Here is a 21,507-nt window from a genome sequence, read left to right on the forward strand (position 1 = left end):
CATGAGCATCATTACCGTATTCCGAAAAGATTTAGAGCACGGCCTTCGTGGTGAAGGCTTTACCTCTCGCAAAATTGAGCAGTTCGTTCGTGTATTCAATAGCGTTGATTCAAGCCAAGGCATAATGCTTCAACTTGATTCTACTCGTGCCATGTTGGTGAACGTGAACGGCACTGAGCAAGGGCTATGCCTTGAAGACTTCATCACTGCTTGGTGGGTTTTCTGGGTTGTGGTTTACAACACAGCCAATGACTTATCTGCCGAGCTTCAAGCTTTAGGCGCAATTCGCGCACTCTTCTTTGTTTCTGCCTGCACCAAAAGCACTAGCCAAAACGCAACTATGCAAATGTGGTGGCGTGACTGTGAGCCTATTCACGGCTACCCAACTGTGGAGGCTGGTTGATGCTGAGTTATGTAGCAGTTGCACTTAATAACGGTGGCGGTGTTGTTCGCCATGATGAAACCAACGAAGTGAAGAACGTGTTACTTGGTGAGTTTGAATCGCTAGAGCCCGCGATTGATACGGCTTGCGAGCTGTTCAAATGCCATCACGTTTTGAAAGGCGTGATTATCAAAGGTAATCACACTGGCGGTCATATGATTATGGATACGCAGGAGCTAGCAGGGTTATGACACACCAATGTGAATACCAAGGCTGTAAAGGCGTGAAAGCCATTGCTGAAATGTTCGGTGTTAACTACTCCACTTTATTGAAGCGTTTACAGCGAGGCTTTGATATTGAACAAGCAGTAACAATGCCTCGTTGCGCTCAGCTTGCTCAAGTCAAATATGAGTACAAAGGGCAAAAGGGGATTCGAGCTATTTCTAAGTCGGTTGGAATTTCGGAGGCTACTTTATACGGTCGCTTGTCTGAAGGGATGACTTTAAAAGAAGCCATTGAAATGCCTAAACAGAAAACAGGCATGAGCGAAGAGCATCGAAAAGCAAATCAAGTCGGTATTAAAAAGCCTGATGCTATGTCTAGTCACTGGGCTTCAGTGTTGGGAGTTCAGCTATGAGTGAAGCTCTGAAAGTTGCGGCTGAAGCACCTGATTATATTGAAACCCTATTAGTAGAAATGCTCGAAGGTGATCACCCGGATAATGAAGTGCTGTTGGGTACTTTGCTCTCTGGTGATGAATCTATTCAAGTTCAATTAAAAATCACACGCAACCCTGCTGATTTTATGGATGACTGTTAGTGACTTACTATCAACCTGTTAAACCATTAAATCGCTTTTGGTTATGCCCTTTCCCTGCCATAGATGAAGGGCTTGCTTGCGTACCTAGCGGATATCAACCACCTCACGTAGAGCCAGAAAATCAAACACTAATAGAGCGCATGCTTTATTCGGTAAATAAAACCCCAGAGGATGCCGAGTGGCTGTCTGAGTATTTTGCCGACCTCCCAAGTTACTTAACTAAGTATTTTGCTAAGCGCTATATCGAGACTCATAAAGAGCAAGGCGCTCAAGCGGCTAATTCATACATTCGCGAAAAGATGCGCCCAGCAAGTGAGCGCGTGAAGCTTGTTATGGATAGCTATAAACACCTACCGGATTCGAAAAAAGTTGCTTCCCTTAGAAAAAGACTCGACGAATTAGACGACGAAGAACAGTTCAATTCTAACGTAAGCATCTTTACATCTAATAAATATCAATTGGGCTTTGATTTTGATTTATCAGAAAAGCAAAAGACTAAGCAAAAAAAGCAGGTCAAAGTTCGAATCCTTGCTGAATTAGAACTCGATGAGCTGCGTGATATGGCTTTCACTATTTCTAATATCATGAATAAACGTGCGCAGTTAATTGGAGTTCAACATGGTAAAGAAACCGAAGAGCAATTAGACGAAGCTCTTCCCTCGATTTATGAAGATGTTGCAACGTTAGTTCGTGAGCTTGGCATTACCCCACCGCGTAAATATAAAGAGCAAACTGCAGAAAGCGCAATCACTGACATATCAAAGATGGTTTGCGAAAAGTGGTGGTTTGGCCGCCTTAAATCTATTCGTAAGATCATGCGTGAACACCTAGCCATTGCCATGGGGCAAGTGTCGGCTAAGGCTTCACCTTATGCGTCATGGGATTGCATTCGAGAACATCAAGAGACACAAAAGAAAAACTGGGAAGCACTTCAACAGCGTTTATTGAAAGATGAAGAAACGGGTGAAGAAGCTGAACTGTCTGACACGGTTTTAAAAAGCGTATCTAACCCTGCTATTCGCCGTCATGAGCTAATGACTCGATGCCGTGGCTGTGAAGATGTCGGCAATATGCTTGAGCTTCAAGGCTTGTTTTTAACCCTTACCACTCCCTCCGTTTTTCATAATCACTACAAGAAAGGCAGTTTTATTCCGCATTGGAACGGGGCTAGCCCTCGTGGTGCTCAAGAGTATTTGAATAATGTTTGGCAACGAATTCGCGCCAAGCTAGGCCGTGATGAAATTCGTTGGTTCGGTATTCGTGTAGCCGAGCCACATCATGATGGTACGCCACACTGGCATTTGTTGATTTGGGTTCAACCTGAACATGTAGCGAAAGTGCGCGACGTGTTTATTAGCTATGCGATTAAGGAAGATAAAGAAGAGCTTTACCCTTTCTTTGATCGCAATGAAAAACGTGCAGCCAAGAAGCGATCTATTCAAGGTCCTTTTAATTATCGCCCTCGTTGTGACTTTGGGCTGATAGACCCAGAGAAAGGTACGGCAACAGGCTATATCGCTAAATACATATCTAAAAATATTGATGGTTTTGCAATGGATGGGGAAGTTTCAGACGAAACGGGTAAGTCTGTTCAAGCTATGGCTAAAAACGTTAACGCTTGGAAGAGCCGTTGGGGTATTCGTCAATTCCAATTCTTTGGTGGTGCCCCCGTTACCACTTATCGCGAATTGCGCCGCTTAGCGAATCAGAACAAAAAAGCGTTCATGGAATACGTTTTTAACCAGCAACGTGAAGACCTCATCAATATCTATTTAATGTCTCATTACCAGTTAGTTGGTCCGTTTAAGCCCGCTCGTAAAATGAAGAATGCGGAGCTGCTTGAGGTTATTTCAAATAATTACGAAGCACGAATGAGCACTGACGATGCGAGTGTATCTGAAACGATGAAGTCAGCCGACCAAGGTGACTGGAAAGGGTACATCATGGGACAAGGTGGCCCATTCGTTAAGCGTGAAGATTTACTTATTACTAACTCTTATGAAGTGTTGCCGTTTGCCTCTCCGCACGGTGAAGACGTCCGTAAAATAGAGGGGGTTATCGCTTCTGGTGATCTGGTTAAAACACGTTTAAGAACCTGGACTATCACAAAGAAAACTAAGAAGAACACCGAAACAGTTTACGAGTTTGATAAGCCAAGCGAAAACCCGATTACATGGAGGTTAAAAGGTAAAAAAGTCACTTCCAAGGAAACGATAGAAGCTGAAGCGGGGGCTCTTGCTCCTGCTCTTGCTCCTGCTCTTGATCTTGCTCTTTCTGGAATCTCTGATTCCTCTCGGAGTTCTGTCAATAACTGTACGCCATCGCAGAAAGTACAGGTCAGCGATCAGCTTAAGCGATTATTAGAACCTTACTCAGTAGGTGGTGGTTTACCGCCAAATATTGATGATTCAGCCCTAATCGCGCTGCAACAAGGCAGTTCAATTCGAATAGATGATGAAACGAGCATAAGAATCCGCCCTGCGGAGCACCTACCCTGCGGCACGGTTCGCCCTGCTCAGCTCGTTGAAGAGTACCAACCCAAGCCAAATTTAAGCTGGTTAGATGATTTCGAGGCTAAACAGCCTGAACCTCTAACCGGAGAAGATGAAAACCACGAATACCAACAGCCAAATCTATCTGACATCACTGTAAGTAAGCGCCCGAGTAAATCGTGGGCTGATTACTTAGAAATCGTTGAGTCTGATGAGTGGCCTATTTTTGAGGAATGATGAAATGAGCGAAAGAAAACTAACGTTAAATATCCAAGTCGAAATCAGTAACAAAGATGGTTGGCTTGGCCTTGAAGATTATCAAGACGCTTACGGAACGAGTGATGCAGCTTCGACAGTTCAAGCCATCATTGATGATGAATTCCAAGGTAACGCAATTCAATACGTGGATGAGGTTATGTCTCGTGGTAATCGTTCACGTTTAGTCAGTGCTAGTGAACTTAGTATTGTTAATCTAGCGATTGAAGAAATAAAAGTTGGTGTCGTTAATTCTGAAATAGGTGTGTTTCAAATGAATGCTGACAGCTATTCATTCGGTGAAAGAGCAATGATTTTAGCGAAACTGGGAAAAGATGGATATTACGCTGTAGGTAGTGAGCATTACATCACTTGTAATAAAAATGGTGGTTCAAAATGATTAAACAGCTAAATCAATATTTAGTGTTCGCCTTCGTTCTTGGCTTTGCATTCGAGTTTGGTGGTCAGCTTGCTTGGATATTAATGGACGGTGTGAAAATGCTTTTTAACTGGCCTTTGGGTTAAACGTATCGAGTGTAGTTATTTATGACTATGTGGTACCAGAAAGCAAGAGCCTTAATTTGCTCGAGCATAGTCATTTATAACTACGTTGGCCACACGATGAGAATTTAAGGTGAAGTGGAGTTTATGGGGTATTTAGGTTCAAAAGGTGGAAGTGGTGTTTATCAAACCATTATTAATTTGATGCCACCGCATGACACTTACATTGAAGCGTTCTTAGGAACCGGAGTTGTCTTAAAGAGAAAAGCGCCAGCAGCTAACCAGATTGGTATTGATATTAACTCAACATGTATCGATGGATTTAATTCCGCTTCAGCAATAGACGAATCTGACTTTACTGCAGCTGATATTTTTCAAGCCGATGCATTCGACTTTCTAAGCTCATTTGATTTTTCTCAAAGTGGAAGAGCCGTTGTTTACTGCGATCCCCCATATGTTCACTCTACCCGAACTAGTTCAGCTCGATATGAAAATGAATTGACCGATGATGATCATAGACGATTACTTGAAATGCTCGATTCACTACCCTGCTTTGTGATGGTTTCTGGTTATAAAAATGAAATATACGATGACCTATTAACAGATTGGTGGAGTGTGGATTTTCAAGCTATGACGCGTGGCGGCGTAAGAACCGAAACAGTGTGGTGTAACTTCACGCCAGGTGATGTTCATTACCACTCTTTTGCAGGTAAAGACTCGACTGATCGCCAACGTATTCAAAGAAAAGCTAAGCGATGGGCGAAGAACTTTGAGGCTTTACCTAGTGGAGAAAAACAAGCCGTGTTTAGTGCAATGCTTATGACGATGGAGAATAACTAAAATGACAAGCAAACAAAAACTTCAGGTCATCGTAGCTAAAATAATCCAAGAGTTAAAACACCAAAATGACAACGCAATCATCATACTTGACCGTGGTCTGATGCATGAAGAACAGTGGCTTAATAATCAACTTAACAAGAACATTGATGGTAAAATATTGAGAGAGGGTTGGGTGTGTAAAAACGAACGGCTAATTGGAGTTCGTCATGAATTGGATAATACATTTGCAGGGTTTAGTGGTCACAGTTTTACCATTTCAAATGGTGTAGTAAGCCAAGAATTAGAACAACTGGCGGAAGGTATATCCATTTTAGAAAAACATAACGTTTGCCACTACTCGCTTGAATGTATGGCAAAAATGAATGCGCCGGAAGTTTCTGCGCTGCAACACCATGACATGAAAGGATTAATACAATGCTCGTAACCTGCCCGAAATGTGAAACTAAAACGCGTATCGCAACCTCTCGCGCTATCAGTTCTGAAACGAGAGAACTTTATTGCCAGTGTTTAAACCTGAATTGCGGAAGTGTGTTTGTTGCTCATACGTCGTTCTCGCACTTCATTGAACCAACAGGTCAGAAGCCAAGTTCAGAGCTACAACCGGAACTCTGCAAAGGCGATTTGAACCAAATCGATATATTCGGGCAGCTGGAACAACCAAGCGCTTAAACCAGAAGCCTAGACTACGGGTATTTAAAGCCAGATGAATATCATCCCTAAGCAGCGCCTTGATGCGCTGCTAGAAATCCTACCTGAACGAGAGATGCCAGAGAAAACCAGAGAAGCTGCAAAGCTAGTGTTTGAATCTGGCTGGTCTTATGAATCAGCATCGCGTAAAACAGGCGTATCAAGTAAACGCATTTCGTTAGCCGCTCGTAAATTAACGGCCATGGATGCGTTATTACTTCAAGCCTATCGACTGTAAAAACCTAACGATCACCTTTTTCTAAAAAACGTACAAAAACGATCTTAGACGATCTCTAAATCCCCCATCTAAAACAGCCCTCGATGTAGATACATCGGGGGCTGTGTTCCAATACAACTACCGAAATGAAATGCGGTTCTAAGATCGCATAATTGCAGTGCGGAATTTTGGTGTGGAGGGGAGGGTGAGTCCGAACAAGGCCTGAGCGCCCTACTCCATCACTAATTTTATTCTCGCTGCCTAATTCTGATTTTCTTCTGTAGTTGGTGGCTTCTTGATGTGGGAACGACAGTACAAGCACGCTAGATGGAATGGGCTTAAGCTCAATATCCTCTCTATCGCCTTTGATGGTGGTAAGCGCTTGCAAGTGAGCGAAATCCCCTACGCAGAGCTACCACACATCAAAGTTATGGGAACGAAAGCCCGTACCTACACGATTGAAGCGGTGTTTGTGGGCTCAAGTTCTCTGGCCGATGCCAATGCCCTCATTGAAAACCTAGAAGCAACACCAACAGGCGAACTAGAGCATCCTTGGTTGGGTGAACTGCCGCTTGTCTTTGAAGACGTATCGCAAAGCATCAGTACCAAAAAAGGCTTGGTCACGCTGAGCCTGAAGTTTGCTCGCGCTGGCTCTTCCCCTTCCATCACTGCACCGACTTCCGCTCGCACAAAAACGCAGGCCAACATGGTCGAGAACTTATCGAAGCGTTCTTTCGTGAAACAAGTTAAAGGCTTGGATGTATCGAACATTCACCGGGTTCAAAATGATGCCATCAACGCACTGAACGTGTTGGTCGACATCACCAACCGCTTAAAGCTTGAAGATGAAAGCCTTCAAGACATTAACCACGCCATCAACAAAGCGTTCTCTGCAGTGAGCAGCCTCAGCACCAATCCAACTGAGTTCGCTGATCTGTTTTCTGCGTCAGTGGATGCGGTGGCCGATGGTGTTCAAGCCGAGCCAAACTCAGGTAATGAAGCGGTAGACAACTCGCGCAGTGCTCAAGCTTTACTGCTAGGTGAAGTGAAACCGGACACGCCAACTCAACACCACAATGTGCAGATGGTGACGGGCGCAGTGAAGATGAACAAAGACATCACACACCTAGAAAAAGGCGACCGCTTTGATATTACTCAGTCGGATAAGCAGCCTGAAACCATCAAGAATGACCTATCTACTTTGATTGTCGGTATCGATGAGCGCATCAAAGACACCACTAAAGTGTCGACGCTTGAAAGCATTGAATTGTTCGATGCAGTCACGACATTGAAAAGCAATGTGAAGGTTCAGCAAGATAAAGTGGTCAGCGGTACCGCGCCCCATAGAACGGTGCAGTCACCACGCTTTCAATCTGCACTTGCGATTGCGCACGATGAGTTCACTCAAGAAAAAGTCATCACCAAAATGAATGCACTGCAGCACCCGCTCTTCATTCGTGGTGACATTGCCGTGAGGGATGTGTCATGAACACGCTAACGATGCACATTGATGGCAAGCCGCGCACCTTCTATCAAGCGAATCTCAACTACTCCATAGAACAGCTGGCCCACACGTTCAGTTGCTCAATTGAGCCTATGAGTATTGAAAGCCCGTTGTCGGTTGAGTTCTTCCTTAACGACAAATCAATTCTGATTGGTCAGATTGATGGTGTGGATTCAAACACCGATTCAAGCGCTCACGCTGTTTCTATTTCTGGCCGCTCAAAGAGTGCCAACATGATTGATTCACGCATCACGATGGACGCGCTTTATAACTTGAACGTGGAAGAGCTACTTCGCCATATTGCCAAGCCATTTGGTTTGAAAGTGAAAAGCCTGGTGAAGAGTATGCCGGTCATCCCCGAGTTTCAGATAAATGCGGAATCCCCCGTAGAGAACGTGGCTCAACTCATTCGAGAGCAAGGTTTTATGTTGGTTGAACGCAGTGGCGTGTTGACCATTGAAAACACCGCGCATGCAACTATCAGCAACATCGGTTTAGAAACGGGCAATAACATCGATAGCCTGAACATCAAGCGTACCTTCAATCAGCAATTTCACACCATTGATGTGCAAGGCCAGTGGGATGATGCAAGCGCACAGGTCATCAATCCAAACGTCGATAGCTCACGCACTATGGTGATCACCTGTGACCAATTACAAAACCGTGAAGCTTGCCTATCTCGTGCTAAATATGAGCGCAACCTCGCCATTGCTCAAAGCCTGACAGCATCAAGCACGATTGCCGACATCTTCCCTGAATTGGCCATTGATGGATTAAACCGTGTGATTCGAGTCGCTGACCAAGAGCAAAGCTTCAGTGAGATGTTGGTGATCAAGTCTCTTGGCCTATCGGTATCTGAAAGCTCTACGGAAACATCGGTTGAGCTATTCAGACCGTTTAAGGAGCAAAGCTATGTCTAGTGCTCTGCAGCAACAACAGCGATTAATGGCCAGAATCAAAAACGTGATTGGCACCGGCACTGTCACAGGTGCAACCACAGGCCGATTACAAATAAAGACCGCGACAGGCCGAACCAACGACATGATAAAACGCGTGCACAACTACGGGTTTATGAGCCGTCCATTACCAGGTGCGAAAACTTACAACCTCTTCATTGGTGGAACCACATCTCGCGGCATCACCGTGAACGTAGAAGACGAACGCCACCAAATAGAGTTACAGCCTGGTGAAGTCGCGATGCTCGATGACAAAGGCAACCTTGTTCATTTCACTGAGCAAGGCATCAAGATAAACGCCTGCGCAAAGTTAGAAGTGATATCGGCACAAGAAACCACCGTGAACGCAACGGCTGTGAACGTTACTGCACCTAAGTCCACGTTTTCTGGTGATGTTGAGATAGGGGGTAATCTGAAAGTTATGAAGAACGCTGATGTGACTGGTTCGGTGGGTGGTTCATCCGGTACGTTTGGCGGCGTTAGCGTTGAGAAACATACTCACGACTACAAAGATGATGGGGCAAATAGAACAACCAAGGGGCCGAATTAAAGTATGAGCCATTTCAATTTAAACGCCCTGACGGCACCGCTCAACTCTAAAGAGGGGCTAACCCATGCAGTTCTGCAGAGTGTTTACAACTATGCCGAATCGACTCAAAACGATCGCGCCCGTATGGCAAGCAATGAGCGCGGTGGCACTTGGAGCAATGAGTTGATAAACGTGGTCGGCTCTCGTGACTGGACGCTCAAGCGAGCAAAGCTCACAGACGAAACATTAAGCCTCGCTAAACGGTTTTGTGAAGAGTCGCTCGCTTGGCTCATTACCGATGGCCACGCCAAAGCAGTTGAAGTTTCAGTATGGCGAGAGAAGCCAAACCAAATGGGTCGCAATGTGATGATCACCTTAGTCGATGGCTCTCAGTTCGATGTTCCACTTTCAAAGGTTAACCAATGAGTACACAACGAAGCTTAGATGAGTTAATAGCTCGTGCAGAAGCCAATCTGGTATCTGAAACTGGGCAAAACAACCCTGCGACCAAAGGGATAGCCGCTGCCATTGCTGGTGTCAGCTATGGGCAATATGGTTATCAAGATTTGCTGTTCAGGCAGCTGCACCCAGAGACTTGCTCTGAAGAGTGGTTATACCTACACGCCAATCGCCATAAAGCCCCTCGACTACTGCCAACATTCGCAACAGGTCGAGTCCAGTTCACTGAGCTTGGCGGAACGGTGGTGATCAAAAAAGGCACCCGCTTAACGCATGCCAATAACGAGTATGAAACCACCAAAGAACAATACAGCAATGCTCCGGTAGAAGTCATCGCACTTAAATCGGGTATCGATAGCAACTTACCTGCAGGCGCAATACTGACGCTAAGCAAAGGGCTCAGCGGAATTGACCCAAACCGTGTGGTTTCACAAGGGGTGACAGGTGGCGCGAACATTGAAGAACTCAAGCACTGGCGTTCAAGAGTGATCGTAGCGTTTGAAAAGAATGAGCTAATCGGTAAATCAGAAGATTACCAAGCCTGGGCCGTGTCTGCTCACTCCGATGTGGACTTTGCTTGGGCGCTCGATAACACCCCACATCGTGGCATGGTGGAAGTGTATATCGGTGCGCGAGAAAACAACCCGACCTTAAGCGCAGGAGTGGTCAAGTTAGTGCAAGACACCTTTGAGCGAAATCGACTGGCAGGTTGTCACCCAATCGCTCATCTACCGAACCAAGTGCCACTCAACATCGAGATACAAGGCATTCAAGACCAAGCCATACGTAATGATGTAGTCACCGCACTGGAGAATCTCGTGAAAGGGAAAATGGGCAAAATCGACCCGATAACCCAAAAGCCGGAATCCATCACCAACACTGAAATTGTATTAACCACTTCAACCGTGACCAACAACTTCATTGTTCGATCCCCTATTGGTGAAGTCGCCATTGATAAAAACCAAATACATGTACTAGGAGGCGTAACGTGGACACCGCCGACTTAATTATTAACTACAGTGCCGGTGATTTTGAAAACGCCTACCGTGGGCTATTACCCAAAGGCGAGTACTGGCAAGACACCGAGAACGTCGAGCTGGCCAACACCATCAAAGGCATGGCCAAAGACTTCAAGCAAACCCATGACGATATTGAACTGTCGCTATTAACCGAGTTTGAAGAGCAGCAGTTTGGTTGGAAGATTTCCGACTATCAACGGCTCTTGATGACAATGGGCTCTAAAGGTGTGGTATTTGATGAAGTCGCTAATCCAAACCTCATCAAGATCAACCTGTTCAGCTACAACAATGACGCGGCCTTTAAAGCGCTAGAAGAAAAACGACTGCCACACACCGAGTTTCATTGGATTTATCCATTTGATGCAAAGACACAATTTGAACTGGCTACGGCCTTAACCATGAAGCCAGAGTTTAGCTCTCAGCTTGAATTAGAAGCTGAAGCCCCTTTTCTGTGCTGCACTGCCATCACATGGCAACTTGAAATAGGAGACACCGTATGAGCACGCTGCAAGGTATCCCAACTCAGCACGGGATCAGCATTCTCAAAAGTAACCTGAAACAGACCGCGAAAAAGTTTCAGCTGATTGGAGCATTAACCCACAACGCGCCAACTGCGAGCTTGTCCGTTTTCCATACTGGCACAATCGAAGCCAGTTATTACGATGACAATGGTGTACTGACATTTGTGTTCAACCTACCGATTGAAACGCACTTCAATGAGTACCTCTATCAAATCAAGATTGTAGATACCTCTGACCAATCCATCGTGGATTGCCAAACCCCAGTGATTGCCCTGGCAAAAGGTATTGGCGGCATGGTCACCCTAAAAGCTGCGGTGTCGGGGCAAGCTGGGCAGGTCATTTTTAAGCACAATCAGTACGTGACAGAAACGGAGTTGTTAGGGCTTCATTTTTCCAAGCTCAAAAAGGAGCTACTAGCACTGCGTTGCGGTGAGACTTTATTATTTGACGACCCAAACCCGCGCGCAGGATGGGTGGATTTAGATGGAGCGCCATTATCAAGAACGACCGATGCGCTGCTTTGGGCTCATGCTCAGAAAACAGGCCTGTTGATAAACCAAACTTTGAAAGATTCGAATAAGAAAAAGTATGCAGCCTATTGGGGAACCGGTGATGGTTCAACCACGTTCACAAGACCTAATGCACACTTAGTTGGCGCGTACTTTCGTGCAACGCCTGCAGGTGTGGCTCATGGTGAGTATCAAAGCGATGCGATGAGAAACATTACAGCATTTGTTCAAGGTCGCACACAGCATAATGTTTCTTCAATATTTGGCGCGGGGCAAGGCGCGTTTCATAATACCCCCAGTATTCATGATGCTAGCTCACAAATGCTAACATCGGCGGTAGGCGCCGGTGCGCTTTCGGACCGGTATGCGAATCTGAATTTTGACGCATCACGCCAAGTCCCAACCGCCAACGAAAACCGCCCACACTCAATAAACTACGCAGCCAAAATTCACAGAGGATGGATGTAATGAAAACAGCCTATTTCTACGATTGCGATACATTTGAATACATCGGTCAGCGTCCAGTTCATAAAATTGATGGTTATGACGATTATCTATTGCCGCAGCTAGCCACGTTCATTGAAGTCCCAGAGTTCGATTCAGAAACCGAACAAGCAAAATTTGATGAGAAAAGCCAAAAGTGGACGGTAGAACCTAAATTTGTTGAGGTTACGGCTTATCATAAACAAACTCACGAACCCAAAGACTTTGATGATGCGTCTTTAATCACTGACGACTACACAAAAGACGAGCCAACCACACAATGGGACGAATGGATTAACAACACTTGGGTAACCAACCAAAGCAATAAGTACGTTGCCGAATACAACCAAACTGACGAGATAAGACGACAGCTTTATTCTCGTATGTGTGATCCGTTAATTGCAGAAGCTCAAATCAAACGTTTGAGTGGCAACAAAGCAGAGGCCGACATTAGCGAAGCCCAAGCCTTAGCGGCGAGAGTAAAAATCCAAACAGAGCACCCGTGGCCAACACCGCCTACCAACTAATCCCAACCCTATTCAAACCCAGCTATCATGCTGGGTTTTCTACATTTTCCATCTAGAATTCGCCCCAATATCCGCCACTTAACCACCACGGTAAACTAAGCCTAGTTCATTACATTAGGTCGCCAGTATGGAAACGTTAGCCACAACACTGATTAAGAAACATGAAGGTCTTCGGCTCAAGCCGTATCGATGCAGCATGGGAAAACTCACCATCGGTTATGGCCGCAACCTTAGTGACAACGGCATTACCCTAGAAGAAGCCGAACAGCTACTTCAACACAATATTGACGAAGTGATTGAACAGGCTCAAACCTTACCTTTCTTCAGCGCTCTGAATGAAGTTCGCCAGGCTGTAATTGTCGACATGATCTTCAATATGGGCTTGCCACGTTTTCAGAAATTCAAAAAGACCATTGCTCTCATTGAACAGCAAGCTTGGCAGGCGGCCGCTAATGAAATGTTAAACAGTCGCTGGGCAAGACAGGTGGGTAACCGCTCTGAAACACTCAGCGACATGATGCGTTATGGAACTGAACCAACACAAAAGTAAGGAATGGTTATGAACTTTATTACCGGAATTTTAGGTAAAACCCTATGGGAAGTGCTGAAAGGCTTAATCTTAAAAGTCGCATGGAAAGTGATTCTTGAGCGCTTCGCCTCTCGTCTTGTAATTTGGGGCCTAGAAAAGCTAAAAACCCTCACAACGAACGATGTCACACAAGAAACAGTGAATGACATTATCCATTCACTGAAAGGTAAAAAACTCAAAGAGGTCGAACAATGGGAATGACAATAGATCCGAACTGGCTTAACGCAGTGATAGCGTTTTGTACCTTTGTCACCCTTATCCTTAGCTTGCTGATTGGTTACCTGTTTCGGCTATCGAAAGAGCTTGGTGAGCACAAGACTCACGTAGCGGAAACCTACGCCACCAAAGATGATGTCAAAGAGCTAGGCGACAGAATAGAACGCAGCATGGTGAAAGAGTTCGACCGCCTACACACCTTACTTCAAGGCAAGGAAGCCGCATAAAAAATACCGCCTCACTATGGGCGGTATTTTTGTTTGTACTACGCGTTATTCTTGCGGTTGTGCCGCATCCAACTTTTTATACTCATTCGGCATAATCACCTCGCTCCCCACAAAATCATTCAGCTCTTGCATCATATCAATCAACGGCAGCAACTCGTTCTTGTGGAACAGCCAATCCACCTTATTCAAATCCAGTGAAGTAATACTCTCGCGACGAATGCTCATCAACTCGATTGGCACGCGGTGAACCGAAAGCACCTCGTTCATGGTCTGGTTCTTCACTTCTTTGTATGAGTCTTTGGCTTCCACCTGACCAATTGGCTTGAGCTCAGGTGCTTTGGTGTCTTTACCTTTGGCGTTCACAAACAAGTTTTTAAACGCCATACCTTCTTGAGCTTGCAGCTGCTTCTTGATCGCCTTCTCTTGCTTCTCAGTCATCGAAGGTTCGTTCATATACAGCAAGTAACCTGCATGGTTACCGTTACGGTAGTACTGACGACGAAACAAGGTAGCATCATCGTTCAGCCAAATAGAGGTCAAAGAACTAATGTGACTCGGCAAACCATACAGTTCTTGAGCAACGTCATAATCACCCAAATAGAACACTTGGTTATGTTTGTAGTCGATACGGCCATCATCATCGTAAGCTCTTGGCTTATACGTCCATCCCAAGTCTTCACGCCTACGCATGTAAAGTGTCGGTAAGTGCTTGAGCTTAACGACTTCGCCTAAACCTCTATAATCCCGAATCACCTGAAGGTGAGCCCCACCAAAAGTGAGGTAGTCTTGAATGAAGCGCTTTGCATCTTGGCGTGAAAGCAGCCCACTCAACGCAATGGCGTGCATTAACGTATTGCGCTTAAACTCAATCGCACTCGAATGCATCGGGTTGGTGCGCAGTGCTTTGGCTAGCGTATCTAAGGCGATCGGTGGTTCGTATAACCCATCAACCAACGCCACTTCTAAATAACTGAGAATGTCACTGTTCATCACGCTCACGGGTTTAGAAAATTCAATCTCTATCACTTGGTCTCTCCAAAAATTAGGCTAGAAGAACTCGACAGTGGTGTCGGTGTCGTTATTAATATCAATCGGCTCCCAACGCAGAACGTGCATAGACGCCCAGGCTAAATCCGCATGAGAGCCAATTTTGCTGCGGTTGGAAGTAAAGGTAATTTGGTTACTTACTTTGGTGGTCTGCTGGCGAATCATTAAGAATGAGTGAACGAGATCATCCCACTCCGCTTCAAACTGTAAGCGGCCACTGTTAATGATTTCTCGTGATTTGTACGCCATCAAACGTTTTACTTCGGGTGAGTAATCCAACTCAACCAAAGCGGGGTAAAACTTGCGAACAAGCTCTGCAACCGCAGAGCCTACGCCACTGGTATCCATCGCCATGTACACCACATTGTATTTTTCGGTAATGCTGCGAATGGTGTCAGCCTGTTGCTCATAGCTAGAGCCTTTAAGGCGCACTCGCTCAATCAGTCGGAACACGCCGCCTTTGCGTTTAGGTTTCAACGCCACCACAAGGCCTGCATCATCGGCACTTTCACCCGTTCCGCCACCTCTTGGGTCATAACCGACCAAAACCTCAGCGTTACCCACTGGTTTTGCTTTCTCATGGTCGACATCTTTCCACAGTGACGTATCGGCTTTACAGGCCAGTAATGCTTTCAATGAGAAGAACGAAGCGCTGTCGTCCAAAAACTTACAACGCAACAGGTTGTCGAAAATCTCCTTAACCGGATACTTACGCTTAAGCTTATCCATGTTAAAGAAGGTCGCGCCCTTCTTAATCGCATCATCAACCGTGATCATTTGACGGAAGATAAAATCAACACCTAAAGCGCCGGCTTTAAGTGCCTTGTGGCTGATATCAATGCCGTGCTCTTTCTTGCCTTGCCATTTCGGGTAGGCTTCATGGGCCATGGTGGAAGGGGTTGAAATGTAAGTGGTGCGGAACTGCGCCTGAATCGACATACCGCCTGCATAATCATCCAACTCAGCAAAGCGAGGGATCCAAAACACTTCATCCCAATACATGTGGCCGTTAAAACCTTGAGAGGTCGCCACGTTGGTCGACATAAAGCCAAGTTTTGCGCCGTTGCTTAACTCGATGTCGTCCTTACCTTTAAGGTCAACTTCGCCAATCTCTAGCGCAAATTTACGAATGTAGTTTTTAAAGATATACGACTGCTTTTTCGACGCAGAGATAAACACCTGGTTGTCGCCAGTCAGCACCGCATCTTCAAACGCCTCAAAGGCAAAATAGAACGTAAGACCAATCTGACGCGACTTAAGATAAAAGCGCACTTCATTGATCTCATCGTTTTGTTTATGGCCGTGAATTTCTTTTTGGTATTCGAAAAAGGTTTTCTCGCGATACTCGTCCAACATCTCTTTGGTGATGTGGGAAACATCGTTCTTCACCTTATTCGACTTACGCCCACGCTTTTGCTCACCATCACTTCGGCCAGCTGGTCGGTTGCGCCTTTGCTCTGCTTCATCACGCTTGAATTGCTGTTCGAGCAGCATCTTGAGCTCACGCTCTTGGCTCTCAAGCTTTTGGTCAACCCACATCAAGTAAGCAATGCGCTGTCTCATCATTAATTCGACGGGCGCGTCATCCCTCAGCGTCTTCCAATCAAACTGAGTTATCCATTTTTGAACCGTGCGTGTGGCTACGCTAACCGCTTCTGCAATTTCTGCAGGCTTACGTTGGCGTAAAAACAGTCCCAAAGCTTTGGTTTGGTCGGCGGTATATAGCGGTTCGCTAACAACATTATTTTCCATGTTTGCATAGTGCTACAGCGCTTGTGATTACTCAGCTTGAACGATTTCTATATCAAGCGTTTAGAACTAGGACAAATACAAAAAGGCGGAGGCATTGGGTAAATTGGAATCATCGAATTTAGGAGAGTTTAGGCATGTTCCAATCAGAGCTAATTTGTATTTTACAGGCAGGAGCAACCATTGATGGTCGAGTCATTGAGCAAAAAATCATTGATGAGATCGCAGAAACTTACAACCCAGAAGTCTATACAGCTCGAATCAATGCAGACCATTACCCGTGGAGCAACAAGTATGGCTCAGTCCTATCTGTAGAAAAGAAAGAAGACAAGCTATTCGCAGTACTGAAACCAAACTCAATGCTTTTACGTATGGCTGAGCAAGGCCAGCTTTTACATACCTCATGTGAGTTCTATGAAAAGTTTGCAGACACAGGGAAAGCCTACCTGACCGGATTGGCCCTGACTGATGAGCCTGCATCGTTAGGTACGACACAGATTCAATTGTCGGCTAACAGCAAAGATAAAGCGTGTGTCCCAACGAGCTTTCAAATCACCTTGGAACAACTCTCTAAAAGCACCGAGGAAGAAGAAGCCTCGATGTTCAATAAATTTAAACGCTGGCTTAAGGGCGAAAGTGAACTTGAGCAGCTCTCACAACAACAGGAAGAAGATGACATGAGTAAAGAACTTGAAGAGCTACTCAAGCAAAGCATTGAGCAAGGCAAAGAGAATCAGCAGCAACTAAGCCAGTTAAGTGAGCAAGTTGAAAAGCTCAACACCAATGGTCAGCCGCAAGAACCTGAAGTCGAAGAAGGTGCTGAAGTGACTGATCTGAAAGGTCAAGTCGAGACTCTTTCGTCACAGGTAGAAAGCCTAACAGGTCAAATCGAAAAGCTCAGCAAGCTAACCGATGAAGATCAGCGCCAGTTAGCAGGCGAAGGTGATGACGCAGAAAACTACCTTTAACTTAAACCTTGTTATCAACGAATTAAAACAGGTAAGAACATGCAAAAGAATACCCAAGTAAAGCTTAATGCTTATGTGAAAGCGGTAGCTGCACAAAATGATGTGGACGATGCCACTCAAAAGTTCAACGTGAGCCCTAATGGCACTCAGCGCATTATTGCGGCTATCCGTGAAAGCAACTGGTTCCTAGGAAAAATCAACATCATTTCAGTGAAGAACCAAAAAGGTGAATCCATTGGCCTTGGTGTAACAGGCATGATTGCCAGCCGTACCGATACTTCAGGTGCAGGCAAGCGCACACCTAAAGATCACTCAAGCATGGGGGCAATGCCTTACATGTGTGAGCAAGTGAACTTTGATACTGCGCTACGTTACGCAAAAGTAGATGCATGGGCACATCATAAAAACTTCAACACCTTGCTAAGTAAAGCGACTCGCGAACAGATTGACGCCAACAAAATCACTATCGGTTGGTATGGCGAAAGCGTTGCTGTTAATACCGATGCAAGCGCGAACCCGAACGGTGAAGACGTAAACAAAGGTTGGTTCCAAGCCATGCGTGACCACAACGCAGCGCGACTTATCAAACAAGGTAAGAACGTAGGTGAAGTGCGTATTGGCCAAGGTGGTGACTTCATCAACCTAGACCTAGCGGTACTTGAAACGAAAAATCTATTGCATGACGCATGTGAAAACGATTCAAACCTTGTAGCCATCATCGGCTCTGATCTGCTTGCTTACGACAAAGCCAAGTTCTACGAAGCACACGGCAACACGCCAAGCGAGAAAGGCAAAATCCAAGAGCTGCAAGTCATCGGTACTTATGGCGGTTTGCCTGCTGTGAAAGTACCAGGTTTCCCTTCTACGGGCATCATGGTCACCAGTTACGACAACCTGTCCATTTACATTCAAGAAGGGTCTATTCGCCGCTCTACAGGTAAGAAGAACGATGAAAAAGACCAAATTGAAAACTTTGAGTCGATGAACATGGCTTACGTGATTGAAGAGCTAGGTAAAGCTGCAGCGATCGAATTCAAAAACGTGAAGCTTTGGATTAACGATGCCTGGCATTAAGCCAAGCGCTAAAAACTAACACCCCCTCAATGCAGGCTCTATTGCTGTTTCAGATGCGCTTTGGTGCTAACTGTTATTCGCGATTGTCGGCCTGCATTCCCTAACCCAACAAGGATAAATCATGGAATTTGTCGGCAACAAAAACAAACCGTATCAATCTCAGTTGCCAGAAACGGGCAAATACCCAGTACTGAACATTTCAGAGTTTCAGTCTCTGTACCATTTCCAAAGCAATGAGACAGAGGCAGGCATTCTGCATCACGCGAAGGTGTCACGCATCAAAGTGCATTCTGAGCTTAAAGACACCTTAGTGCCTTTTGCTAGTTTGACAGCATTATCCCAAAAGCGCTTCGATGATGATGACTCTGCCGAAACACTTTACAAGCAGGCCGTGTTCGCACTAACCGCCGCGCAACTGATTAGCGTGCAAATGAGTGGTGACGCCACCGCCGAAGCCGCTGACAGACAAGAAGCGCTCACCAGTAAGAAAGAAGAGTGCGAAGTGCAGTACCGCCAAGCGGTAGACATATTAATTCACGCAGAAGAAACCTACTGCTTCGAGAGAGTGTAATGAAAGCACTGCAAAGCTTAACGGACTTATTCAAAAGCCATGTGACAGACGCGGCCAAAATGGACGTGTGGGCGGAGGATGGTGCTTTATTTTGTGGACAAGGTGCTTTTGTCGATGGATTTGAAATTGAATACACCGCCATCGTTTTCTTGCAAAGCGCCAAGCTAGAGCCGCAAGTTTTGTTTATGCATTTAGTCAGCTGGCTTAATAAGTTCGACCCAGAGCGAGCAGAAAAAGGCTTACCCATGCCGACGTTCGCGCTAGAGCCTCTCGATAAAGGTGTGTTTGATCTCAAGCTGAAAATTGATATTCGTGAAGAGTTCGACCTTCAAGAAAGCGAACAAGGAAATTGGAAGCAAGGTGATACCCGTTATGACTGTGTCAGTGGTTTTGAAGCGCGAGCCGATGAAGACCAACTCGGTGAATTGGTCCACTTTGTCGGCCACTTAAGTGATTTGCCATGAGTGAATTAACACTCGCGACGCCTGAGCAATTGACTCAAGTTGTGGAAAGTTTAGTGCTTACGGCCAGTGATAAGTTTGAGCTGAATAAACGAATGGCCAACCGCGCACGGCAGTTCTTTCGTCAGCAAATTCGCGCTCAGCGAGATATAGACAATAATCCGTATCAATCACGAAGAAAAAGAAAGAAAACAAGAATATATAAAGATATCGACGGCAAGGTTTATAGCACCGCTTTAAATACCACCAACAATAAAAACATGTTGATGGGTTTTAGTCGCTCGCTACGAACTTACGTCAGTGACGATAGCTTTGAAGTCGGCATCAAAGGTATAGCAGGGAAAGTTGCTGCTGAGCACAATGAAGGTCAAAGCGTTTCTTTTACTACTCGAGCAAATGGTTTTTACAACAGTAAAACAAGCCGATGGGAAGGAGGGACACTCACTAAGAACAATTACAGGATGACGAAACGCACCCTTATTGGTTGGGCTCCAGAACTAGAGCAAGAGCTTATAGCGATGGCAGCCGAATATTTTGTACTACAGCTACAGGACGCTGCCTAATGAATCAATCTAAAGTACCCACTTTCAAAATTAAGCCTGCAACTAAAGGCTTAATCGTGAAAGACCCAATTACCCGAAAGCCATTGAAAGCAGCAGGTGAAGAAAAGCCTCGCAACGCTTACTGGCTACGTCGACTCGCTGAAGAAAGTGTCGTGGATATCGACAAAACAGCCAAGCCCACAGCCAAGAAGGAAACTAAATAATGACTATTGGTTTTGCTGAAGTACCAAGCACCGCTCGCGTTCCCGGTGTCTACATTGAAATTGATAATAGCCTGGCAAACAGCGCAGAAGACTTGCAAGTTGTTTTGGCGATCGGTAATGCGGTCAGTGGTGCAAAGGTCGCTCACAATAAAGTCACGCTTTGTATGGATGAGACAAAAGCGGCAGACTCGTTTGGTGCAAGTAGCGACATTGTGGAAATGATCACCTACTTCCGTAAGCAAGATAAAACCATGCCAATTTACGCGATCAGCGTGGGTAGCGGTGATATCGCAAGTGCATTGGCCGCGCTGGGTGACACGCAATACCACCACATCATGTGCTCATTGAACGACGACACTACCATTCGCGAATTGGGTACCTTTCTTGAAAACCGTTATACAGCATTAGAACAAGTGCCAGGTATTGCGTATCTACCGAAGAAAGGCACCCACGCCGAGCTAGTTACCTTTTCAGCAAAGAGCAACTGCCCGTTAATCAACTTCCTGCCAATCAACAACTTTGGTGACTCTAAAGACCAAGCGTTGTCAGATGCAAAAGCCATTGGTGCATGGGTAGGTCAAATCGCCCCGTCATTGGCTATCGACCCTTGCAGGCCGCTACAAACACTCAAGTTAAACGGTGTTTATTCACTGGCAACGCAAGAGTGGGATTGGGCTGAACGCAACCTCTTTTTGTATGAAGGCTTGAGTACCTACACAGTGAACTCAGCGAATGAAGTATTAATTGAACGTGCTGTAACGGCTTACACCGAAAACGCAGCTGGCGTAACAGACAACAGTTACCTCGATGTAATGACACCTGCAACCGCCATGTACTTCCGTCAGAAACAGCGCTCGTTGATCTTAAGTGTCTACCCTCGCCATAAGGTTGCGAAAGACGGTGCCAAGTTCGCTAAAGGTCAGCCGATTGTTACGCCGACCATGTTCAAGGCCAAGTTGTTGACCTTGTATCGAGATCTCGAATACCAAGGCATCGTGCAAGATTTCGATGGCTACAAAAAGTCGCTCATTGTCGAGCTTGATAAAACCAACAAGCAGCGCGTCAACTACCAAGATTCACCGCAGTTCGTGAACGGTTTGATTATCGTTGCAGGCAAAATTCAATTTAGGAAGTAAGTC

Annotated in this window: 31 protein-coding genes; 29 read left to right on the top strand and 2 right to left on the bottom strand. The window is 45.6% G+C overall.

The window, feature by feature from the left end:
- Position 1: 1 nt before the first annotated feature.
- From AB6D07_RS15080 to AB6D07_RS15185, 22 genes are all read left to right on the top strand, one after another.
- On the top strand, positions 2-403 hold the full coding sequence (locus AB6D07_RS15080; RefSeq protein WP_372091746.1) for a hypothetical protein: 402 nt from the start codon (positions 2-4) through the stop codon (positions 401-403).
- Entirely contained in the window at positions 403-633 is a 231-nt protein-coding gene (locus AB6D07_RS15085; protein WP_102538727.1) for a hypothetical protein, read from the top strand. Before AB6D07_RS15080 ends, AB6D07_RS15085 begins: the two co-directional genes overlap by 1 nt.
- The gene (locus tag AB6D07_RS15090) at positions 630-1,019 is read left to right on the top strand and encodes a hypothetical protein (protein WP_372065486.1); all 390 of its coding nucleotides are present in this window, start codon (positions 630-632) and stop codon (positions 1,017-1,019) included. Before AB6D07_RS15085 ends, AB6D07_RS15090 begins: the two co-directional genes overlap by 4 nt.
- A complete protein-coding gene (locus AB6D07_RS15095; protein WP_102561696.1) occupies positions 1,016-1,201 on the top strand; it encodes a hypothetical protein in 186 nt (61 codons plus the stop codon). The genes AB6D07_RS15090 and AB6D07_RS15095 overlap by 4 nt, the downstream gene beginning before the upstream one ends.
- Positions 1,201-3,930 carry a replication endonuclease gene (locus tag AB6D07_RS15100; RefSeq protein ID WP_372140727.1) on the top strand — a complete coding sequence of 910 codons (2,730 nt, stop codon included), beginning with the start codon at positions 1,201-1,203 and terminating at the stop codon, positions 3,928-3,930. Before AB6D07_RS15095 ends, AB6D07_RS15100 begins: the two co-directional genes overlap by 1 nt.
- Positions 3,931-3,934: 4 nt before the next feature.
- Complete coding sequence (locus AB6D07_RS15105; protein ID WP_372091741.1) at positions 3,935-4,348, top strand: hypothetical protein; 414 nt, start codon at positions 3,935-3,937, stop codon at positions 4,346-4,348.
- Positions 4,345-4,473, top strand: a complete 129-nt coding sequence (locus AB6D07_RS15110) for a hypothetical protein (protein WP_372091739.1) — start codon at positions 4,345-4,347, stop codon at positions 4,471-4,473. The genes AB6D07_RS15105 and AB6D07_RS15110 overlap by 4 nt, the downstream gene beginning before the upstream one ends.
- A gap of 123 nt (positions 4,474-4,596) precedes the next feature.
- Positions 4,597-5,289, top strand: a complete 693-nt coding sequence (locus AB6D07_RS15115) for a DNA adenine methylase (protein WP_372091737.1) — start codon at positions 4,597-4,599, stop codon at positions 5,287-5,289.
- 1 nt (position 5,290) lies between these two features.
- Positions 5,291-5,713, top strand: coding sequence for a hypothetical protein (locus tag AB6D07_RS15120; RefSeq protein WP_372091735.1), 423 nt, complete (start codon positions 5,291-5,293; stop codon positions 5,711-5,713).
- Complete coding sequence (locus tag AB6D07_RS15125; RefSeq protein ID WP_372091733.1) at positions 5,704-5,958, top strand: ogr/Delta-like zinc finger family protein; 255 nt, start codon at positions 5,704-5,706, stop codon at positions 5,956-5,958. Before AB6D07_RS15120 ends, AB6D07_RS15125 begins: the two co-directional genes overlap by 10 nt.
- Positions 5,959-5,992: 34 nt before the next feature.
- Positions 5,993-6,214 carry a hypothetical protein gene (locus AB6D07_RS15130; RefSeq protein ID WP_372091732.1) on the top strand — a complete coding sequence of 74 codons (222 nt, stop codon included), beginning with the start codon at positions 5,993-5,995 and terminating at the stop codon, positions 6,212-6,214.
- Positions 6,215-6,491: 277 nt separating this feature from the next.
- Positions 6,492-7,682, top strand: a complete 1,191-nt coding sequence (locus AB6D07_RS15135) for a DNA circularization N-terminal domain-containing protein (protein ID WP_372091730.1) — start codon at positions 6,492-6,494, stop codon at positions 7,680-7,682.
- Positions 7,679-8,617 (top strand): phage tail protein, encoded by a 939-nt coding sequence (locus AB6D07_RS15140; RefSeq protein WP_372091727.1) that lies wholly within the window; start codon positions 7,679-7,681, stop codon positions 8,615-8,617. Before AB6D07_RS15135 ends, AB6D07_RS15140 begins: the two co-directional genes overlap by 4 nt.
- Positions 8,610-9,203, top strand: coding sequence for a phage baseplate assembly protein V (locus AB6D07_RS15145; RefSeq protein WP_372091725.1), 594 nt, complete (start codon positions 8,610-8,612; stop codon positions 9,201-9,203). The genes AB6D07_RS15140 and AB6D07_RS15145 overlap by 8 nt, the downstream gene beginning before the upstream one ends.
- A gap of 3 nt (positions 9,204-9,206) precedes the next feature.
- Entirely contained in the window at positions 9,207-9,608 is a 402-nt protein-coding gene (locus tag AB6D07_RS15150; protein WP_372091722.1) for a phage GP46 family protein, read from the top strand.
- Positions 9,605-10,648, top strand: a complete 1,044-nt coding sequence (locus AB6D07_RS15155) for a baseplate J/gp47 family protein (protein WP_372091720.1) — start codon at positions 9,605-9,607, stop codon at positions 10,646-10,648. Before AB6D07_RS15150 ends, AB6D07_RS15155 begins: the two co-directional genes overlap by 4 nt.
- Positions 10,630-11,160: a hypothetical protein gene (locus AB6D07_RS15160; protein WP_372091718.1), complete on the top strand. Its 531-nt coding sequence runs from the start codon at positions 10,630-10,632 to the stop codon at positions 11,158-11,160. Before AB6D07_RS15155 ends, AB6D07_RS15160 begins: the two co-directional genes overlap by 19 nt.
- Positions 11,157-12,158: a hypothetical protein gene (locus AB6D07_RS15165; RefSeq protein ID WP_372091716.1), complete on the top strand. Its 1,002-nt coding sequence runs from the start codon at positions 11,157-11,159 to the stop codon at positions 12,156-12,158. Before AB6D07_RS15160 ends, AB6D07_RS15165 begins: the two co-directional genes overlap by 4 nt.
- Positions 12,158-12,700, top strand: a complete 543-nt coding sequence (locus tag AB6D07_RS15170; protein WP_372091715.1) for a hypothetical protein — start codon at positions 12,158-12,160, stop codon at positions 12,698-12,700. Before AB6D07_RS15165 ends, AB6D07_RS15170 begins: the two co-directional genes overlap by 1 nt.
- A 127-nt stretch (positions 12,701-12,827) precedes the next feature.
- Entirely contained in the window at positions 12,828-13,250 is a 423-nt protein-coding gene (locus AB6D07_RS15175; RefSeq protein ID WP_372091713.1) for a glycoside hydrolase family protein, read from the top strand.
- 9 nt (positions 13,251-13,259) lie between these two features.
- Positions 13,260-13,490 (top strand): hypothetical protein, encoded by a 231-nt coding sequence (locus AB6D07_RS15180; RefSeq protein WP_372091710.1) that lies wholly within the window; start codon positions 13,260-13,262, stop codon positions 13,488-13,490.
- Entirely contained in the window at positions 13,481-13,732 is a 252-nt protein-coding gene (locus AB6D07_RS15185) for a hypothetical protein (protein WP_016785374.1), read from the top strand. Before AB6D07_RS15180 ends, AB6D07_RS15185 begins: the two co-directional genes overlap by 10 nt.
- A gap of 45 nt (positions 13,733-13,777) precedes the next feature.
- Here the strand turns inward: AB6D07_RS15185 and AB6D07_RS15190 are convergent, their stop codons facing one another.
- Together AB6D07_RS15190 and AB6D07_RS15195 are read right to left on the bottom strand one after the other, a co-directional pair.
- A complete protein-coding gene (locus AB6D07_RS15190; RefSeq protein ID WP_372091709.1) occupies positions 13,778-14,758 on the bottom strand; it encodes a phage portal protein in 981 nt (326 codons plus the stop codon).
- A gap of 21 nt (positions 14,759-14,779) precedes the next feature.
- Positions 14,780-16,531: a terminase large subunit domain-containing protein gene (locus AB6D07_RS15195; RefSeq protein ID WP_372091706.1), complete on the bottom strand. Its 1,752-nt coding sequence runs from the start codon at positions 16,529-16,531 to the stop codon at positions 14,780-14,782.
- Positions 16,532-16,665: 134 nt separating this feature from the next.
- Between AB6D07_RS15195 and AB6D07_RS15200 the strand changes: the two genes are divergently transcribed.
- From AB6D07_RS15200 to AB6D07_RS15230, 7 genes are all read left to right on the top strand, one after another.
- Entirely contained in the window at positions 16,666-17,496 is an 831-nt protein-coding gene (locus AB6D07_RS15200; RefSeq protein ID WP_372091704.1) for a GPO family capsid scaffolding protein, read from the top strand.
- A gap of 39 nt (positions 17,497-17,535) precedes the next feature.
- Positions 17,536-18,570, top strand: a complete 1,035-nt coding sequence (locus tag AB6D07_RS15205; RefSeq protein ID WP_372091702.1) for a phage major capsid protein, P2 family — start codon at positions 17,536-17,538, stop codon at positions 18,568-18,570.
- Between the two features lie 121 nt (positions 18,571-18,691).
- Positions 18,692-19,141, top strand: a complete 450-nt coding sequence (locus AB6D07_RS15210; RefSeq protein ID WP_372091701.1) for a head completion/stabilization protein — start codon at positions 18,692-18,694, stop codon at positions 19,139-19,141.
- Positions 19,141-19,605 carry a phage tail protein gene (locus tag AB6D07_RS15215; RefSeq protein WP_372091698.1) on the top strand — a complete coding sequence of 155 codons (465 nt, stop codon included), beginning with the start codon at positions 19,141-19,143 and terminating at the stop codon, positions 19,603-19,605. The genes AB6D07_RS15210 and AB6D07_RS15215 overlap by 1 nt, the downstream gene beginning before the upstream one ends.
- Positions 19,602-20,165, top strand: coding sequence for a phage virion morphogenesis protein (locus AB6D07_RS15220; protein WP_372091696.1), 564 nt, complete (start codon positions 19,602-19,604; stop codon positions 20,163-20,165). Before AB6D07_RS15215 ends, AB6D07_RS15220 begins: the two co-directional genes overlap by 4 nt.
- Positions 20,165-20,368, top strand: a complete 204-nt coding sequence (locus AB6D07_RS15225) for a DUF2635 domain-containing protein (protein WP_372091694.1) — start codon at positions 20,165-20,167, stop codon at positions 20,366-20,368. Before AB6D07_RS15220 ends, AB6D07_RS15225 begins: the two co-directional genes overlap by 1 nt.
- Positions 20,368-21,504, top strand: a complete 1,137-nt coding sequence (locus tag AB6D07_RS15230) for a phage tail sheath subtilisin-like domain-containing protein (protein WP_372091691.1) — start codon at positions 20,368-20,370, stop codon at positions 21,502-21,504. Before AB6D07_RS15225 ends, AB6D07_RS15230 begins: the two co-directional genes overlap by 1 nt.
- Positions 21,505-21,507 lie beyond the last annotated feature (3 nt).

Source organism: Vibrio sp. 10N.239.312.C11 (genome assembly GCF_041466065.1).
In the GTDB taxonomy this organism is placed as follows: Bacteria; Pseudomonadota; Gammaproteobacteria; order Enterobacterales; family Vibrionaceae; genus Vibrio; species Vibrio tasmaniensis_A.

Bases quoted from the DNA above. Each gene is read 5' to 3' on its own strand.
- AB6D07_RS15125 (WP_372091733.1), top strand. From the start codon at position 5,704: ATGCTCGTAACCTGCCCGAAATGTGAAACTAAAACGCGTATCGCAACC.
- AB6D07_RS15145 (WP_372091725.1), top strand. From the start codon at position 8,610: ATGTCTAGTGCTCTGCAGCAACAACAGCGATTAATGGCCAGAATCAAA.
- AB6D07_RS15180 (WP_372091710.1), top strand. From the start codon at position 13,260: ATGAACTTTATTACCGGAATTTTAGGTAAAACCCTATGGGAAGTGCTG.
- AB6D07_RS15215 (WP_372091698.1), top strand. From the start codon at position 19,141: ATGAAAGCACTGCAAAGCTTAACGGACTTATTCAAAAGCCATGTGACA.
- AB6D07_RS15170 (WP_372091715.1), top strand. From the start codon at position 12,158: ATGAAAACAGCCTATTTCTACGATTGCGATACATTTGAATACATCGGT.
- AB6D07_RS15185 (WP_016785374.1), top strand. From the start codon at position 13,481: ATGGGAATGACAATAGATCCGAACTGGCTTAACGCAGTGATAGCGTTT.
- AB6D07_RS15230 (WP_372091691.1), top strand. From the start codon at position 20,368: ATGACTATTGGTTTTGCTGAAGTACCAAGCACCGCTCGCGTTCCCGGT.
- AB6D07_RS15210 (WP_372091701.1), top strand. From the start codon at position 18,692: ATGGAATTTGTCGGCAACAAAAACAAACCGTATCAATCTCAGTTGCCA.
- AB6D07_RS15225 (WP_372091694.1), top strand. From the start codon at position 20,165: ATGAATCAATCTAAAGTACCCACTTTCAAAATTAAGCCTGCAACTAAA.
- AB6D07_RS15130 (WP_372091732.1), top strand. From the start codon at position 5,993: ATGAATATCATCCCTAAGCAGCGCCTTGATGCGCTGCTAGAAATCCTA.
- AB6D07_RS15220 (WP_372091696.1), top strand. From the start codon at position 19,602: ATGAGTGAATTAACACTCGCGACGCCTGAGCAATTGACTCAAGTTGTG.
- AB6D07_RS15115 (WP_372091737.1), top strand. From the start codon at position 4,597: ATGGGGTATTTAGGTTCAAAAGGTGGAAGTGGTGTTTATCAAACCATT.
- AB6D07_RS15200 (WP_372091704.1), top strand. From the start codon at position 16,666: ATGTTCCAATCAGAGCTAATTTGTATTTTACAGGCAGGAGCAACCATT.
- AB6D07_RS15155 (WP_372091720.1), top strand. From the start codon at position 9,605: ATGAGTACACAACGAAGCTTAGATGAGTTAATAGCTCGTGCAGAAGCC.
- AB6D07_RS15080 (WP_372091746.1), top strand. From the start codon at position 2: ATGAGCATCATTACCGTATTCCGAAAAGATTTAGAGCACGGCCTTCGT.
- AB6D07_RS15175 (WP_372091713.1), top strand. From the start codon at position 12,828: ATGGAAACGTTAGCCACAACACTGATTAAGAAACATGAAGGTCTTCGG.
- AB6D07_RS15095 (WP_102561696.1), top strand. From the start codon at position 1,016: ATGAGTGAAGCTCTGAAAGTTGCGGCTGAAGCACCTGATTATATTGAA.
- AB6D07_RS15195 (WP_372091706.1), bottom strand. From the start codon at position 16,531: ATGGAAAATAATGTTGTTAGCGAACCGCTATATACCGCCGACCAAACC.
- AB6D07_RS15110 (WP_372091739.1), top strand. From the start codon at position 4,345: ATGATTAAACAGCTAAATCAATATTTAGTGTTCGCCTTCGTTCTTGGC.
- AB6D07_RS15105 (WP_372091741.1), top strand. From the start codon at position 3,935: ATGAGCGAAAGAAAACTAACGTTAAATATCCAAGTCGAAATCAGTAAC.
- AB6D07_RS15120 (WP_372091735.1), top strand. From the start codon at position 5,291: ATGACAAGCAAACAAAAACTTCAGGTCATCGTAGCTAAAATAATCCAA.
- AB6D07_RS15140 (WP_372091727.1), top strand. From the start codon at position 7,679: ATGAACACGCTAACGATGCACATTGATGGCAAGCCGCGCACCTTCTAT.
- AB6D07_RS15205 (WP_372091702.1), top strand. From the start codon at position 17,536: ATGCAAAAGAATACCCAAGTAAAGCTTAATGCTTATGTGAAAGCGGTA.
- AB6D07_RS15135 (WP_372091730.1), top strand. From the start codon at position 6,492: ATGTGGGAACGACAGTACAAGCACGCTAGATGGAATGGGCTTAAGCTC.
- AB6D07_RS15085 (WP_102538727.1), top strand. From the start codon at position 403: ATGCTGAGTTATGTAGCAGTTGCACTTAATAACGGTGGCGGTGTTGTT.
- AB6D07_RS15090 (WP_372065486.1), top strand. From the start codon at position 630: ATGACACACCAATGTGAATACCAAGGCTGTAAAGGCGTGAAAGCCATT.
- AB6D07_RS15150 (WP_372091722.1), top strand. From the start codon at position 9,207: ATGAGCCATTTCAATTTAAACGCCCTGACGGCACCGCTCAACTCTAAA.
- AB6D07_RS15165 (WP_372091716.1), top strand. From the start codon at position 11,157: ATGAGCACGCTGCAAGGTATCCCAACTCAGCACGGGATCAGCATTCTC.